The sequence below is a fragment of the Streptomyces sp. S4.7 genome (assembly GCF_010384365.1).
In the GTDB taxonomy this organism is placed as follows: Bacteria; Actinomycetota; Actinomycetes; order Streptomycetales; family Streptomycetaceae; genus Streptomyces.
The window spans coordinates 7,574,790-7,589,948 of record NZ_CP048397.1 but is presented as its reverse complement, the minus strand read 5'-3'; the positions used below and the strand labels follow the sequence as shown (position 1 = coordinate 7,589,948).

Annotated in this window: 13 protein-coding genes; 8 read left to right on the top strand and 5 right to left on the bottom strand. The window is 71.6% G+C overall.

All coding sequences use genetic code 11. The features are described from left to right. Positions 1-6 precede the first annotated feature (6 nt). Genes SSPS47_RS33260 through SSPS47_RS33250 form a run of 3 tightly spaced genes read right to left on the bottom strand, consistent with a single transcriptional unit; the run spans position 7 to position 5,206 of the window. Positions 7-1,740, bottom strand: a complete 1,734-nt coding sequence (locus SSPS47_RS33260; protein ID WP_164254129.1) for an acyl-CoA dehydrogenase — start codon at positions 1,738-1,740, stop codon at positions 7-9. Next, complete coding sequence (locus SSPS47_RS33255) at positions 1,737-3,458, bottom strand: acyl-CoA dehydrogenase family protein (RefSeq protein WP_164254128.1); 1,722 nt, start codon at positions 3,456-3,458, stop codon at positions 1,737-1,739. Before SSPS47_RS33255 ends, SSPS47_RS33260 begins: the two co-directional genes overlap by 4 nt. Beyond that, entirely contained in the window at positions 3,455-5,206 is a 1,752-nt protein-coding gene (locus SSPS47_RS33250) for a fatty acyl-AMP ligase (protein ID WP_164254127.1), read from the bottom strand. Before SSPS47_RS33250 ends, SSPS47_RS33255 begins: the two co-directional genes overlap by 4 nt. A 703-nt stretch (positions 5,207-5,909) precedes the next feature. Here SSPS47_RS33250 and SSPS47_RS33245 point away from each other — a divergent pair. The 3 genes from SSPS47_RS33245 (at position 5,910) to SSPS47_RS35870 (ending at position 8,106) form a co-directional block, all read left to right on the top strand. Further along, on the top strand, positions 5,910-6,122 hold the full coding sequence (locus SSPS47_RS33245) for an MbtH family protein (protein WP_164254126.1): 213 nt from the start codon (positions 5,910-5,912) through the stop codon (positions 6,120-6,122). A gap of 101 nt (positions 6,123-6,223) precedes the next feature. Continuing rightward, complete coding sequence (locus tag SSPS47_RS33240; protein WP_343234916.1) at positions 6,224-7,177, top strand: ATP-binding cassette domain-containing protein; 954 nt, start codon at positions 6,224-6,226, stop codon at positions 7,175-7,177. A gap of 50 nt (positions 7,178-7,227) precedes the next feature. After that, positions 7,228-8,106: an ABC transporter permease gene (locus SSPS47_RS35870; protein WP_239065169.1), complete on the top strand. Its 879-nt coding sequence runs from the start codon at positions 7,228-7,230 to the stop codon at positions 8,104-8,106. Here SSPS47_RS35870 and SSPS47_RS35865 read toward each other — a convergent pair. Then, positions 8,059-8,682 (bottom strand): DedA family protein, encoded by a 624-nt coding sequence (locus tag SSPS47_RS35865; RefSeq protein WP_239065168.1) that lies wholly within the window; start codon positions 8,680-8,682, stop codon positions 8,059-8,061. The two genes, SSPS47_RS35870 and SSPS47_RS35865, sit on opposite strands and share 48 nt — an antisense overlap. A 560-nt stretch (positions 8,683-9,242) precedes the next feature. On the opposite strand from SSPS47_RS35865, the gene SSPS47_RS33230 reads away from it, so the two are divergent. The 5 genes from SSPS47_RS33230 to SSPS47_RS33210 all read left to right on the top strand — a co-directional run bounded on the left by SSPS47_RS33230 (position 9,243) and on the right by SSPS47_RS33210 (position 14,627). Further along, a complete protein-coding gene (locus SSPS47_RS33230) occupies positions 9,243-10,541 on the top strand; it encodes a cysteate synthase (RefSeq protein ID WP_164254124.1) in 1,299 nt (432 codons plus the stop codon). A gap of 1,013 nt (positions 10,542-11,554) precedes the next feature. After that, a complete protein-coding gene (locus SSPS47_RS35025; protein WP_203557992.1) occupies positions 11,555-12,127 on the top strand; it encodes a hypothetical protein in 573 nt (190 codons plus the stop codon). 9 nt (positions 12,128-12,136) lie between these two features. Beyond that, complete coding sequence (locus SSPS47_RS33220; RefSeq protein ID WP_164254123.1) at positions 12,137-12,571, top strand: hypothetical protein; 435 nt, start codon at positions 12,137-12,139, stop codon at positions 12,569-12,571. Positions 12,572-12,786: 215 nt separating this feature from the next. Continuing rightward, positions 12,787-13,971 (top strand): Ig-like domain repeat protein, encoded by a 1,185-nt coding sequence (locus SSPS47_RS33215; RefSeq protein WP_164254122.1) that lies wholly within the window; start codon positions 12,787-12,789, stop codon positions 13,969-13,971. Then, a complete protein-coding gene (locus SSPS47_RS33210; RefSeq protein ID WP_164254121.1) occupies positions 13,968-14,627 on the top strand; it encodes an Ig-like domain repeat protein in 660 nt (219 codons plus the stop codon). Before SSPS47_RS33215 ends, SSPS47_RS33210 begins: the two co-directional genes overlap by 4 nt. Here the strand turns inward: SSPS47_RS33210 and SSPS47_RS33205 are convergent. After that, the gene (locus tag SSPS47_RS33205; RefSeq protein ID WP_164254120.1) at positions 14,608-14,802 is read right to left on the bottom strand and encodes a hypothetical protein; all 195 of its coding nucleotides are present in this window, start codon (positions 14,800-14,802) and stop codon (positions 14,608-14,610) included. The genes SSPS47_RS33210 and SSPS47_RS33205 overlap by 20 nt on opposite strands. Between the last annotated feature and the right edge of the window lie 357 nt (positions 14,803-15,159).

Genomic DNA, 15,159 nt, shown 5'->3' with positions numbered 1-15,159 from the left:
CGCCGGTCAGGTTCCGGACAGGCGGCGGCCGAGCAGTCCGAAGCTGCGCTGCTCCGTCAGTCGCCGCTGCAACTGTGTGTACAGGGCGTCCACTTCCTCGGGCGGCAGCGGCGCCGGCCGTCCGCTCCAGGCCGTGCGCACCCGGGCGAGCGCCGCACGCAGCCACAGGGGTTCGGCGAGGAAGGCGTCGGAGCCGTCGCGGTTGTGCCACCACACGCGCAGACAGGCGGTGCCGACCAGGACGTGCACGTAGCGCTCGACCAAGTCGTAGGCGTCGGCGGTGGCGGTGAAGGTGAGCTCGCGCGGCGCGAGCGCCGCGGCGGCGGTGCGGACGGCGGCCAGTTCGGACCGCAGGCCGTCGAGGTCGGCGGCCAGCCGGGCGTCGCCGTTCCCGGCGGTCTGCTCGGCGAGCTCCTCCAGCGACGCGGCCAGCGGGTCGCGGCCCCCGGAGCTGATCCGGAGCGCGCCGAAGGGCATCTCGGGGAGGTCCGCGTCGATCCGGAAGAGGGCCTCGGGCGGGGCCGCCGGGTTGAGCGGGCGTCGCGCCAGGATGCCCAGTTGGGGCAGAATCGTCGTCTGGCAGGCGGCGCGCGCCGCGTGGCCGAAGCCGACGGGCTTGAGGTCACGCAGGAGCTTCTGGAAGATCGCCTGCTCGCCGTCGCGGTGGAAGAACTCCGCGCCCAGGACGCCGGACAGCCGGTCCACCGCCCGCAGCAGCGCTCCGGCGACCGCGTACTTGACGGACGCGGCGTACAGTCCCGCCACCTCCGGCAGCAGGTGCAGGGCCCTGACCGCCACCATGCTGAACGCCTCGCAGGCCAGCAGATCGGCGAACGCCCCGGCGAGCTGCGCCCGCACCTGCGGCAGGTCTCCGACGCGGCGGCCGTACAGGGAACGGCTGCCCACGTGCAGCAGTGTCGCGCGCAGGGCGGAGTCGAGGATCGCGGTCATCATCGCCGGCAGCGTGGCTCGGGTGACCTGGAAGGACCGCATCGCGGTCTCCAGCCCGTGGCCCTGGCGGCCGATCAGCGCCTCGGGCCCCAGCCGGCAGTCCTCGAAGACGGCGCCGGCCAGCTGGACGCCACGCAGCCCGACGGTGCCGTGCCGCGGCAGGTAGCGGATCCCGCCGCCGAGGACGCGCTCCTTGTCGACGAGAAGCTGGGAGTGGTTGCGGCTCCCTTCGCCCGGCCCGGTTCGGGTGAACAGCACCAGGGCGTTCGCGCGGCGGATGTTGGTGACGACCTCCTTGCGGCCGTTCAGGCACCAGCCGCCGTCGACGGACGCGGCGTTCATCTCGGTGCCCGACATGTCGTTGCCGTGGGCGAGTTCGTGGTACGCGGCGGCGATCTTGCCGTTGCCCAGGAGGATGTCGGCGACGCGGCGGGACTGCTCCTCGTCGGCGGAGGTCCAGACGTTGACCGAGGAGATCAGCGAGCTCGCGCCATAGCCGAGGCCAAGGCTCGGGTCGCGCCGGTACACCGCGCGCATGACCTCGACGAGGTCGTCGAGCCGGTCGAGGCGTCCGCCGTAGCGGGTGGGGACGAACTCGGCGTTCAGCCCGAAGCCGTCGAGCAGCGCCTCGCCCTCGGCGAACATCTCGGCGCGGTCGTCGGCCGCGAGGATCGGCGTGTGGCCGACCGGGTTCGCCGGGTCGCGGGGGTCGCCGAACAGCCGCTCCAGGGTGTCCGCGCGCGGTGCCCGTCCGGGGGCGTGCGGAGTCGTGGCGGTGTCCTGGCTCATCGTGCCGACAGCAGCGTCATGCCGCGTCCTTCCGTGCGCACCAGTTCTTCCACCAGCGCCTCCGCGGCGTCCTTGGCGACGGCGGGCCGGTCGAGCCGGCCCAGGGCCCGGGCCAGGCAGACTCTAAGCCAGCGGCCCTCCGCCCACAGGGGCGACGGCGGCCCCGCGTGCGCGTCCCGGTGCGACCAGACGTGCAGTGCGGCGGCTCCGGCGAAGCAGAGCTCGTAGCGGCGGGCGAGCTCGAAGTCGGCCGCGGGCACGTCCTCCAACGTCGGTCTGTGCTCAGCCAGTTCGCGCTCCAGCTCGGCGCAGGCGGCGGCGAACGCGTCCAGCAGCGGGCCGAGCGCGGCGGGCGCCGTACCCGCGGCGATCTCCTCGCGGGTACGGGCGACGGCGTCGGGCACCGCCTGAAGCACCGAGCAGCCCCGGTTCCCGGCGAGGGTCAGGGTACGCGGAGCGAGCGGGTCGAGCGAGGTGTGCAGGGCGGCCGCGGCGGCCAGTCCCTCGCGGTCGGGGCCGCGCCGGGCGGCGGCCCTGGCGAGCAGCGGGAACTGCTTGATCAGCGCGTGCCGGTTCACGTCGGTGCTGCCGTCGAAGATCGCCACGATCCGGTGGTCCCGCTCCAGCTTGGCGAACCTGCCTTCCGCGTACTCCTCGGTGAAGAAGGCCCGTACGCCAAGGAGTTCGCCCAGCTCCGCGATCAGCGCGTCGGCCGTACCCGGTACGTACGCCTTGGCGACGGCGGAGACCACCGCCATCTCGCGCGGCAGCGCGTGCGCGGCGCGGCCCGCCACCTCGGACACGGCCTCCATCAGCAGGAGGTCGGCGACGGCGTCGGCCAGGATGCGGCGCACGCGGGGCAGTTCGCTCAGCAGGCGCCCGTACAACCGCCGCTGCGCCGCGAAGCGGACGGCCAGGCTCAGCGCGTGGTCGCACGCCCCGAGAGAGAGCCCTGTGCACACCGTGCGGGTGAGCTGCAGCGCCTTCAGCACGATCTCCAGCCCGGCTCCGTCGGGGCCGACCTGCGCGGATGCGGGCACGGTTGCGCCTGTCAGGCGGGTGCCGCTGATGTCCGCGCCGCGGATGCCGTGCGTACGGACCTTCGGGAGGCGTTCGTGGCTGCCGGGCGCCAGAGCATGGGTGTCCACCAGGAAGAGGCCGAAGCCGCGGGCGTCGCCGGGCTTGCCCGTGCGGGCCAGTACGCAGAGCTGGTCGGCGCGGGTGGCGTTGTTGATGAGCCACTTCTCGCCGTCGAGCCGCCAGCCGGCGCCGGTGCGTTCCGCGGTGAGCTCGCCCGCCAGCAGGTCGGCGCCGTGGCCGCGTTCGGTGAGCGCCCAGGACACGATCTGCCCGTCGACGATCCGGCGGCCGAGGGCGTCGGCCTGGTCGGCGTCGTCGGCGACCCAGACGGAGGCGGCCCCCAGCAGCGTCTTGGCGTGCGCGACGGCGACGGTGACGTCGTGCCGGGCGACACCGCGTACGAGCCGGATCAACTCGGCGAGGTCGCCCAGGCGCCCGCCGTGCGCGACCGGGACGTAGTGGGCGGTAAGCCCGAACTCGTCGAGCACGCGGCAGGGTTCGGCGGGGAACGCCTCGTCGCGGTCCAGCTCGCGCAGGGCGGCGGGGTCGAACGCGCCGCCGGGGCGGGCCTGTTCGTCGAGCATTTCGCGCAGCAGCGTGTGGGGGGCCTGGCCTGTGACCAGCGGTGCAGGGCTCATGCGCGAGCGCCTCCGGCGTCCCGCCCCGGTACCTCGCCCTGGATCCACACGGCTTCCAGCTCGCCCTCCTCGAAGAGCTTGCGCATCGCGTCGCGCTGGATCTTGCCGCTGGTCGTGCGCCGTACCTTGCCCGGGCGCAGCAGGACGACGCAGGCCGCGGTCATGCCGTGCTCGCGGGCCACGGTCTGCCGCATGCCGCGCGCCAGCTCCGTCAGGCCGGCCTCGTCGAGCCGGCCTTTGACCTCGTGGGTGAGGACGAGCGCCGGGTCCGTGCCCTCTCGTGCGAAGGTGAAGACCGCGCCGACGTGGGAGGCGAGTTCGGGGTGGGCGGCGCGGAGCTCGTACTCGATGTCCTGTGGGTAGAGGTTCCGGCCGTGTGCGGTGATCATCTCCTTGATCCGGCCGGTGACGTAGAGGTCACCCTCGTGCAGTGCGCCGAGGTCGCCGGTGCGCAGGTACTGCCCGTCGATGCCGTCGAGGGTGGCGCCGAACGTCACCTCGGTGGCCGTGGGGTGGTTCCAGTACCCGGTCGCGACGCTCGGGCCGCGCAGCCAGATCTCGCCGACCGCGCCGGGCGGCAGCCGTCTGCCGGTCTCCGGGTCGACGATCCGGAGGTCGACGTCCTGCGGGGTACCGCAGCCGACCAGGGCGCGGCCGGGCCGGCCCTCGGACGCCGCGGCGAGCTTGCGGTCTTCCAGCATCTCCGCATCGACCTCCACGATCGTGGGCGCCTGCCCTCCGGAGACGTACACGGTCGACTCGGCGAGGCCGTAGCAGGGCGACAGCGACTCGGTGCGGAAGCCGGTGGGGGCGAAGCGCTTCGCGAAGTGGGTGAGGGTGCCGGCGTGGATCGGCTCGGAGCCGTTCGCCGCCCACCGCCAGCGCGACAAGTCCAGGGTCTCCAACTGGGCGTCGGTGACCCGCCGTACGCACAGGTCGTAGGCGAAGTTCGGCGCGGCCGACCACTCGACGTCGTACGTGTCGATCATCCGGAGCCAGCTGTGCGGGCGCCGGATGAAGGCGGACGGGCTCATCAGGAGGCCCGTGCTGCCGAGGAAGAGCGGCGGCAGCAGCTGGCCGATGAGGCCCATGTCGTGGAAGTGCGGGATCCAACCGCCGAAGACCGTGCGGGAGTTGAAGCCGAACGACGCACTGAGGGTCTCGATGTTCCGCAGCAGGTTGCCGTGGCTGACCATCACGCCCTTGGGCTCGCCGGTGGAGCCTGAGGTGTACTGGAGCATCGCGAGTGTTTCGCGGTTCAGCTCGACGGCGGGTAAGGCGGCGTCGGCAGGCGCCTCGGCGGCGCCGTCGGTGGACAGCAGCGGCAGTCCGGTGAGGCCCTCCTCGCGCATCCACTCGGCGACGTCCTCGGTGTTCGCGTCGTCGGTGAGCGCCGCGACAGTGCCGCTGCTGCGCGCGATACTGAGCACGCGGCGGCGTTCGTGACGGTACCGGCCGGGTAACGGCGCGGGCACCGCGACCATCCCGGCGTACAGGCAGCCGAGGAACGCGGCGAGGAACGCCGGGCCGAAACCGTGCAACAGGAGCAGCCGGTCTCCCGCGGCGAACCGTCCGGACAGGTCCCGCGCGACGCCCGAAGCGGCGCGGTGCACCTCCGCGTATGTCAGCGACGTGCCGTCGCCGGTCTCGACGTCGTGCAGGTAGCGGAGCGCCTCGCGGTCGGGGTGCTCACTCGCGCGACGGCCCAGCAGATCGGCCACGTTCCGCGCCTCGCCGATGTCGGCCATACGAATCCGCGCCTCCAGATGACGTGAATTGGGGAAGAGGCCGCCGCACGCGGGCGAGCGGCCGGGCCGTACGGGCCGAGTCCGCCGACAGCACTCCCGTGGTCGCGGTGCCCTGCACCGCCCTGCGGGGAGTGGGACGGACCCGCCGCAGGACCGCGGAGCGGGAAGAAGAAGCGGAGTGCGGAGGAAGCGAGAGGTGCCCCCCGGGGATACGCATCCCTCGCATGCAGAAATCAAAGGCGAATTCTGCGGGAAGAAACTGCGGTCGTCATCCGTGTCCGCCGCCCGACACATACTTGGGAAACACCGCGCTACACCCCCTGTAATTGCGCTTGGTGAACTGAAGTAATCGATGTTTGCCACCACGGCGGCAAACACGGGGAGTGTAACCACTCAGAATTCAGACCGTCAACACTTCGACCGTCAGCGCGGGCACCTCCCACCCGCAACCCCTTACGCCGACGCGCCCCGAGGACGGATTGAATCGGACGTTTGCGACATGACCGTGTCGCACCCCGATTAACGGGTCCCGGAATCTTCTATTCCGATTCGGCGACTCACGGTGCTCTGCTACATTGCCGAGCGACGCCCACTCCTCCATGGTTCCGACGTCGGCGCACCGTCACCCGGCCTCGCAGGCCCGGATTAAAAGGAAACGGGCGTATCACGATGGAGATCAGTCCGACTGAACGGGAGAGGTTCTGTGAATACTAATCCTTTCGACGACGAAAACGGCCGCTTTCTGGTCCTCGTCAACGACGAGAACCAGCATTCGCTCTGGCCCTCCTTCAGCGCCGTCCCCAAGGGGTGGACCGTCGCGCACCGGGAGGACACCCGGCAGGCCTGCATCGCCTACATCGAGGAGAACTGGACCGACATCAGGCCCAAGAGCCTGATCGACTCCCTGCAGAAGTAGGGGCCGGCGCACCGAGGCACCATGTCCGTATCCCGGTGCGGGCGAGAGGACGCGGCCCGCGCGAGCACGCCCGAACCGGAGGGGGCACGACCGTGGGCGAGGTGACGATCAGCACGCAGGGCCTGCGCAAGAGCTTCGGGGCAGTCGAAGCCCTGCGCGGCGTCGACATCACGGCGCACGCCGGCACGGTGCTCGGCCTGCTGGGGCACAACGGCGCGGGCAAGTCCACACTGGTCCACATCCTGTCGACGCTGCTCCAGCCCACCTCGGGCAGCGCGACCGTCGCCGGTTTCGACGTGCGGACGCAGAGCCGCGAGATCCGCAAGCGCATCGGGGTCACCGCGCAGCACACCTCCGTCGACGGCCGCCTCTCGGCCGTCGCGAACCTGGTGCTCATCGCCCGCATCCTCGGCTCCCGACCGCGCGACGCGCGCCGCAAGGCCGGGGAGCTCGTCGACGCCTTCGACCTCGGGGCCGCCGCCAGCCGTCCGGCACGCACCTACTCCGGCGGTATGCGGCGGCGGCTGGATCTCGCCATGAGCCTCGTCGCCGATCCTGTGGTGCTCTTCCTCGACGAGCCCACCACCGGCCTCGACCCCGTCAGCCGCGTCAACCTCTGGGAAATCGTCGAGGGCCTGGCGGGCAACGGCACCACGGTGCTGCTCACCACCCAGGATCTCAACGAGGCCGACCGCCTGGCGGACCGGATCGCCGTGCTCAGCGCGGGCGCCGTAGTGGCCTCCGGGACCACGGCGGACCTCAAGGAGGAGACGGGCAGCAGGTCGGTGCACGTCGCCATCGACCACGCCGAACCCGCCCAGGCGATGGCCGCGCTGCGGCTGCACGGCTTCCAGCCCACGCAGGAGGCCGACGAGCGGCGCCTGCTGATCCCCGTCGACGCCTCCGCCGATCTGGCCAGAATCGTGCAGATCCTGGTGACCGCCGACTGCACGATCGAGAGCCTGGCACTGTCCGAACCGACGCTGGACGACGTGTACCTGTCGCTCACCTCGGCGGGCCGGGGCGCGTCGCACCCGACCCGGAGCACGGCATGAACCCAGTCACCCCCGTGGCAGCGCCCGGACCTGGCCCTTCGGTCGCGGCCGTGCCCGACTCACCGCCGCCGCACAGCGGCGAATCCTCACAGCCCCGCGAGCTCGCCCAGCTGTGGGTGCTGGCGGCGCGGCAGATCGGGGCGATCTGCGGAGACCCGCGCATCGTCGTGCTGGCCGCGGTGCAGCCGATCGTCATGCTGCTGCTCTTCACCCAGATCTTCGGCCGGATGGCCAACCCGGCCCTCTTCCCGCCCGGGGTCACGTACACCGACTACCTGGTGCCCGCGCTGCTCATCACCACCGGCATCGGCTCCGCCCAGGCAGCGGGCGTCGGCCTCGTGCGGGACTCCGAGTCGGGCATCGTGCAGCGCTTCCGCTTCCTGCCGGTCCGCCCGCTGTACGTGCTCCTCGCGCGTTCCTCGGGCGACATCTGCCGGGTCGCGATCCAGCTCGCGGCGCTCCTGGTGTGCGCCCGCGTCGGGCTCGGCTTCTCACCGGCCGGCGGTCTGGTGGGGCTGGTGGGGGCGTTCCTGCTGTCGCTGCTGGTCTGCTGGTCGATGATCTGGATCTTCCTGGCGCTCGCGGCCTGGCTGCGCAGCGTGGAGGTGCTGGGCAGCATCGGCTTCTTCGTGATGTCCCCGCTGATGTTCGCTTCCAGCGCGTTCATCCCCGTCGAGGCGCTGCCCGGCTGGGTGCGCGTGGTCGCCACGGTCAACCCGCTGACGTACGCCGTGGACGCCTCGCGGAATCTCGCGCTGGACTGGGACCTGGGGAACTCGCTGCTCGGCGCCCTGCTGAGCAGCGCGGGCCTGATCACGGTGATGTGCCTGCTGGCGCTGCGCGGATTCAAGCGGCCGCCGAACGAGTCCAGGGGCTCATTCTCATTGCTCCGGCTTGCGCGCCGCGCGCCCGCGAACAAGAAGACGTAGCCCGACGAACAGCACCAGGGTGGCCAGTACGGCCCAGCCGACGCGGCCCGACAGCGCCTCGATCCGGTCGACGGACGCCTTCGCCAGCGCGCCGAGGCCGACGTAAACCGCAGCCCAGGACATCGCGCCCGCGAGCGAGGCGGGCAGGAAGCTGCGGTAGCGCACCCCCGCGACTCCGGCGGCCGCCGGGGTCAGGGTGCGCACCAGGGGCACCAGCCTGGTCAGGAAGACCGCCCAGGCGCCGTAGCGGTGGAGGAAACGCATCGCCTCGTCCCAGCGGCCCTGCCCCCATCTGCGGACGACCCCGAGGTCCCGCACGCGCTCCCCGTACCGTCTGCCCAGCAGGTAGCCGACGTGGTCGCCCGCGCTCCCCGCGACGGCGACGATCACGAAGAGGGCGGCCAGCGCGACCGGACCCGGCATGGCGGCGGCGAGCACGATGACGACCGTCTCCCCCGGCACCACCGCACCGACCGCCAGGCCCGACTCGGCCGCGCTGAACGCGGCGGCGAAAGCCAGAGTGGTCGGCAGCGGGACGGACGACACCGAGTCCAGAAAGTCCTGCAACCACGACATACTGCAAGAGCCTCCCGCCAACCCGGCGAAATCCGACAGGTCGGCGGCTGCGGGTGAGCGTACAGCGTAGCAACCCCGGGAAAATCCCCACACACCGCCGGTGAAACACTGCAGAAATACTCCGTGGGGATCACGGAAATCCCGTGAAGCCGGTGTCCGCGTAATACGCTTCACCTACTTCGCACACTGGCCTGTCCATACTGTGGACGGTATGCTCCCGGGTATGTCTTCTGGACCGCCCCGTAGATTCCGCAGGGTGGACCGGGAGCCGCAAATTCCACTCCCCCCGGAATCGGTCGGTCGCCGTTCACGAAAGAGTCCCCTGCGCACCGAAAACGGTGTTCTCGCGGGTTCCGCGTCTCCCCCTTGCGAATCGGTGACTTCAGTGATGAGTTCGCCGCGGCTTCCGCGGCCGCGACAAGCCGTACTCCGCCGCGGTGCCGATACCCGCAACGGCACTGGGCGGCCCCGCAAGAACACACACCTTTTCGTCGGCCGGTCCCACCGGCCGCCCTGTGAACCGCCCGCCGGGCGCCGACCATCCGTACAAGGGGAGCACGATGACTCTGCACTACGCCCTGACCTGCCCCGTGTGCGGATGGCAGGGTGCCGACGACGGGCTGGCCCTCGGCTGCCCCCGGTCGCACGCGCCCGGCCTGCTCCAGACCTCCTACACCCGGCGGGAGTTCACGCCCCGGCCGCAGACCGACGGGATGTTCCGCTACCAGGACTGGCTGCCCGTGCGCCGTACCGTTCCGGACGCCGGCAGCGCCGTCGTGTACCCGGCGACGCGGCTCGGCGCCGCCCTGGGGCTGCCGGACCTGTGGGTCTCCTTCAGCGGGTACTGGCCCGAGCGGGGCGCGCGGCTGGAGACGGCCACGTTCAAGGAGCTCGAGGCGTACTGCGTGCTCGGCCGGCTCCCGGAGGATCCCCCCACGCTCGTCGTCGCCTCGGTGGGCAACACCGCTGCCGCCTTCGCGCGGCTCTGCTCGCGTTACGCGCTGCCGTGCGTCATCGTCGTGCCCGAAACGGGCGTGGAGCGGCTGGAGTTCACCGAACCGCTCGCCCCCTGCGTACGGCTGCTGGCGCTGGAGGGCGCGGACTACGCCGAGACGATCGCCTACGCCGACGCGCTGGCGCTGCGGATGGGTGGCCAGGTCGAGGGCGGTACGCGCAACGTCGCGCGCCGGGCCGGGCTCGGCACGGTCTGGCTCTCGGCGGTCGAGGCGATGCCGCGGCCCGCGGACGTCTATGTGCAGGCCGTCGGCAGCGCGGCCGGCGCCATCGCCGTGCACGAGGCCGCCGCCCGTCTGGTGCGGGCGGGCGCGAGCGAGTGCCCGCCACGGCTGATGCTCTGCCAGAACGCCGAGTACGCGCCGCTGTACGACGCGTGGTGCGCCGAGCGCGACGACGCGGTACCGGACGCGGGAGAACGTCCCGAGGAAGCCGCCGAGCGATGTCTGGCCGACGAGCTCACCAACGCCCGCCCGCCCTACGCCGTCGCCGGCGGGGTGCGCGACTGCCTGACCGGGTCGCACGGCCGCATGCTGCTGGCCGGACGCGAGGACGCGCTCGCCGCGGGCGCCCTCTTCGCCGAAGTCGAGGGTGTCGACATCGAGCCCGCCTCCGCGGTGGCGCTGGCAGGTCTGCGCCGCGCCGCGCAGGACCGCACGATCACGCCCGACGAGTCCGTGCTCCTCAACATCACCGGCGGCGGCCGGGGCCACATGCGCCGCCGTCTCCAGCCCACCCGCGCCGCACACATCCACCGGGTGCGCCGCGCGGAGCGGAGCTCCGACAGTTTCTCCAGGGACCTGCTGCACCACTGCGAAGCAGCGCAAGCCCCGACTCGCGCCTGACCGACTCCCGCACGGCGAGCGGGACATGGCCGCCGCGTGCCGTGTACGGCCCGTCGGCCCCAGCAGCGCTGCGGCCGGGCGTCCCGGCCCCTCGGACACCGCTTCCTCTCCTCCAATCCACCCTGACCAGCCATCAGCCTCTCCCCGAACTCGACCGGGGAGGGGCTGAGTTGTTTCTGCCTTGCGGTACTACCGGTAGCAGAGGGTGAACCAGCCCCGCGCACCTGTGCGCCCCGGCGAAACGGGAGGGCAGGACAACGTCAGCCTGACTGATCGTTTCAGAATGAGATCTTGATCTGACCTCTCGGCTGAGACGGTGCTCAGTGGTGCGACGGAACCGGTAGCCCTGCTGGCGCGTTCGTTCGACAGACTCTTGAAGGAGGAGCACCTTGTCGAGTGTGAGCTTCCCACCGGTGCGGGCGGTAGGACGCGGGGCAGCCTTAGTACCGCGGGGATTGCCATGTCCACTCCGTCCGCTCGGACGGCGGCGAACCCGCTCCCGAAGACTTGGCGCTCCGAGCCCGCGCGGCCGGTCTCGATTTCATCGCGACAACAGAGGACCGAGCCGCTGCGGAACCCGGTGCATGGGGGCATCTGGCTGCCGATGACTTCCTGCTCGTTCCTGGTGAGGAAGTGACCACGAAGACCGGGCACTTGCTTGCGCTCGGCACCAGCCCTGTCCAGGTGCCTCGCAGCGGACATCCACTCGGGCTCGTGGCGGCCGGCGATGGGCAACAGTGACACCCACTTGGAGGGCCAGATCGGCATCCCTCATACCGTGGTCCTCGCCGAGGAGCTGAGCACAGCGGCGATCCTGGCCGGAATCCGTGAGAAGTCGTGACCTGCGGGCAGGTAACCCCTGCCTCAAGCAGCGCTGTTGACGGAAGGCCGGCTCGGTGACGTGCCGGTCCGTGCCTGGGGTGCGGTGGAGGCCCGTCGCGTGCGCGCCGGCCTGCTGCGCCCCCGCGTGAGGAGCTGCCGGTGCTCTTGCGGCGCAGCGAGACGGGGTGGAGATGACCACGGGCACCCCCGACGGCGCCTGGGCCCCGGTGATCCGGCTCAGCTCCGCCTCACCGGAACGGACCTGCGCGACCTGCGCGACGATCCCCGCGTCCGCCATCAGCCGTGTCATGTCGCCGGATCCCGTCCCACTGCCAGCATCTGACCCGCAGTCCCGGACGATGTGTCCGCGACTGCTTGACGACCACATGCCCGCGCACCTGATCTTCGCCTTCGCCACCGCCCTGGTCCGCGTCGAGCCGGTCCAGCGCGGCAGGTACGACACCCCGCACTCCCACCTCGTCACCCAGGTGCAGCGCGGCCCCCAGCGCAAGCAACTCGCCGCCGCCCACGAAGCACGTCTGAAGACCGTACGGGCCGCCGCGCGCAATGCCCGCCGGGCCGCGCCCCCGGCACCACCAACGACTGCTTCACCTCCCCCGTGGTGCATGCCCGAAAGCGCTGACACGCCCCGCACGCGCCAACTGGCCGTCGGAGGTGCGGCGGGCCGGACCGGGCCCTGGCCGCCGCCTTCCTCCGCCCGGCCGAGGGCCGAGCGGGGGACCCATGTCGTACCTCCGTGGTAATCATGTCCCATGAGCCAGTTCCGCGACTTCAACCTCAAGCTGCTCGTCATCGAGGAGCTCATGTACGGGCCCGCCCCGCTCCTCCCGGTCTACGACCTGCCCGCGCGGCTGGCCGAGCGAGGGATCGGCGACCCCGCGTCCTACGTCCTTGGGAACCGCCTCCACACGGAGGTGCTGCCGGAGTCCCGGTCCCATTTCGAGGCCCTGGAGATCCCGGCCGAGCTGCTCGCCCGCGTCCAGGAACTGTGCTTCGACGCCGGCGCGGAAGTCTTCCGGCACTGCGCCCCCGCCTGGGACGGCGAGGACGACCTGTTCGACGTACGCTCGCTCGACGACCTCGCACTGCTGCCCAACCTGCGGGAGGTCACCTTCGTGGAGGACGGTGTCCTGGCGGTGCCGGACGCGACGGAGGTCTTCGCCGCGCGCGGCATCGACACCGACTGAGCCCCGGCACCCGTTCGTCACCCGCCTCCTGCGCCTACGGCTCCGGCGCCCCGACGGCCTCGGCTCGCCCAGGCGCTCCGGCCACGGCGCCTCGCGCACCGCCGTCGGCCCCCACCGACGGCGGTCTCCCTGACGAGAGGCAACCGCCGCCGCAGGACGGGCGGCCGCTCCACGTCCGAGCGGGTTGCGTCAACCAGGCGGATACGACGACGGTGGTGACGGCCAGCCCCGAATCGTCGGTCTGTGGCCAGCCGGTCACCCTTTGCGCGACGGTCACCATCGAGCCGCCCGGCGCCGGCGTCCCCACGGGCACGGTGACCTTCACCGGTCCCGGCGGCTTCAGCCAGACCGCCGTGCTGGACCCCGCCGGCCAGGTCTGCGTGACGACCGGCTCGCTGGTCACCGGCACGGTGACCGCCGCCTACAACGGCGACTCCTGTGCCGCGCCGTCCACCGGCACGGTCGACGTGACGGTGAACGAGGCACTGACGAACATCGGCGTCACAGTCACCCCCGAACCGTCCGTGTGCGGAGAGAGCGTCACTGTCTGCGCGACAGTCACCACCCAGTCACCGGGTTCGGGCACACCGACGGGCTCGGTGACCTTCACGGCCGACGGCGGTCTCAACCAGACCGTCCCCCTCGACGCCGGTGGCCAGGCCTGTGTCACCACCACCACACTGGTCACCGGAGAGGTCTCCGCCGTCTACAACGGCGAGGGCCCGTGCTTCGCGGGCTCCGCCGAAGCGGTCGCGGTCACGGTCGGCCAGGCCGCGACCACCACCTTGGTCACCGCCATCCCCGATCCGTCGGTCTGCGGCGAGCTGGTGACGGTCTGTGCGACGGTCACCATCGACCCGCCCGGCTCGGGTACGCCGACGGGGACGGTGACCTTCACCGGTCCCGGCGGGCTGAACCAGACAGTCACCCTGGACGCCACCGGCGAGGCCTGCTTCACGACCACCGCGCTGGCCACCGGCACGATCACGGCCACCTACAACGGCGACAGCTGCGCACTGAGTTCGACGGGCAGCACGGACGTGACGGTCAACCCGGCAGACACCACGACCACCCTCACCGTCACCCCGGACCCGTCGGTGTGCGGCCAGTCGGTGACGTTCTGCGCCACTGTCACCACCGACGCGCCCGGTTCCGGCGTTCCGACGGGCACGGTGACGTTCACGGCTCCGGGCGGTTTCAGCCAGACCGCCGTACTGGGCCCCACCGGACAGGCCTGCGTGACCACCACCACGCTGACCACCGGGACGGTCACGGCCCTCTACAACGGCGCACCGTGCTTCACCGGTTCCACCGGCACGGCCACCGCCACGGTCAACCCCGCGACGACCACCACGACAGTCACGGCGGCACCCTCCCGTCGGTATGCGGGCAGACAGTGACGGTCTGCGCGACGGTCACCACCAACGCACCCGGCTCGGGCACACCCACCGGAACGGTGACGTTCACCGGCCCCGGCGGCCTGAACGTCACGGTCCCGCTGAACGCCAGTGGCCAGGCCTGCCTGAGCAGCACGTCCCTGACCTCCGGCACGGTCACCGCCACGTACAACGGTGAGGGCCCCTGTTTCGCGGCCTCCTCAGGCGCCGTCGCCCTCGCCGTCAATCCGGCCGCCACCACCACGACCGTGACGGCCACGCCGAACCCGTCCGTCTGCGGCCGGTCGGTCACGCTCTGCGCAACCGTCACCGCCAACGCGCCGGGCTCCGGCACGCCGACCGGCTCCGTCACCTTCACCGCACCCGGCGGGCTGAACGTGACGGTGCCGCTGAACGCCGGCGGACAGGCGTGCTTCTCCAGCACCTCGCTGATCACCGGCACCGTCACCGCCGTCTACAACGGCAGCAGTTGCTTCCTGCCGTCCACCGGCGCCGCCTCCCTCACGGTCAATCCGGCCGCCAGCACCACGACGGTGACGGCCACACCGGCGACATCCGTGTGCGGCCAGTCGGTCACGCTTTGCGCGACGGTCACCGTCATCCCACCGGGTTCGGGCACGCCCACCGGGACGGTGACCTTCACGCGGATACCCGGGTGACGGGCAAGGCCGTGACCGCTGCTGCGGCCGCTGCAACGGCGGCAGCTTGCTCGGGCGGCATCCAGATTACCGCGATGACTCCCGTCAGTCCGGCGATTCCGGCAAGCGTGAAGTAGGCGATCCACAAGTGGACGCGACCTGCCACGGTCCCTCCCCCGATGATCTGGAAGAACACATCCTGAGGGTTCGGATCGGCGTCGTCCAGACCAGCATCGCCTCGTCGACCGAGGCTCGATCGTCGGCGTTCTCCGTATACGGCCGTTCGCCAACACAGCGTCGTCGCCACCCAGCCAGCCATGTACGTGCGGTGCGCGACGGCAGACCCCAACTGTTGGTGGCCAGCAGGTTCTTGACGTCTTGTTCCCGCCGCACCGGTGGGGTTCGTCGGCGCCGGCGGACGCGCTGATCGCGGCATGGTCGCCGCCGGGTGGGAACCGCGTACGACGCCGCGTGAGGGCCTGTTCGTCAGCCAGGACTTGTCCCGGCCGATCAGGTGTCGCCCACCCGGAGTGCCACGGCCTCCTCCGGACGG

Coding starts and splice junctions, on each gene's coding strand:
- SSPS47_RS33260 (WP_164254129.1), bottom strand. CDS start 1,740: ATGAGCCAGGACACCGCCACGACTCCGCACGCCCCCGGACGGGCACCG.
- SSPS47_RS33255 (WP_164254128.1), bottom strand. CDS start 3,458: ATGAGCCCTGCACCGCTGGTCACAGGCCAGGCCCCCCACACGCTGCTG.
- SSPS47_RS33250 (WP_164254127.1), bottom strand. CDS start 5,206: ATGGCCGACATCGGCGAGGCGCGGAACGTGGCCGATCTGCTGGGCCGT.
- SSPS47_RS35865 (WP_239065168.1), bottom strand. CDS start 8,682: ATGTCGTGGTTGCAGGACTTTCTGGACTCGGTGTCGTCCGTCCCGCTG.
- SSPS47_RS33230 (WP_164254124.1), top strand. CDS start 9,243: ATGACTCTGCACTACGCCCTGACCTGCCCCGTGTGCGGATGGCAGGGT.
- SSPS47_RS35025 (WP_203557992.1), top strand. CDS start 11,555: ATGACCACGGGCACCCCCGACGGCGCCTGGGCCCCGGTGATCCGGCTC.
- SSPS47_RS33220 (WP_164254123.1), top strand. CDS start 12,137: ATGAGCCAGTTCCGCGACTTCAACCTCAAGCTGCTCGTCATCGAGGAG.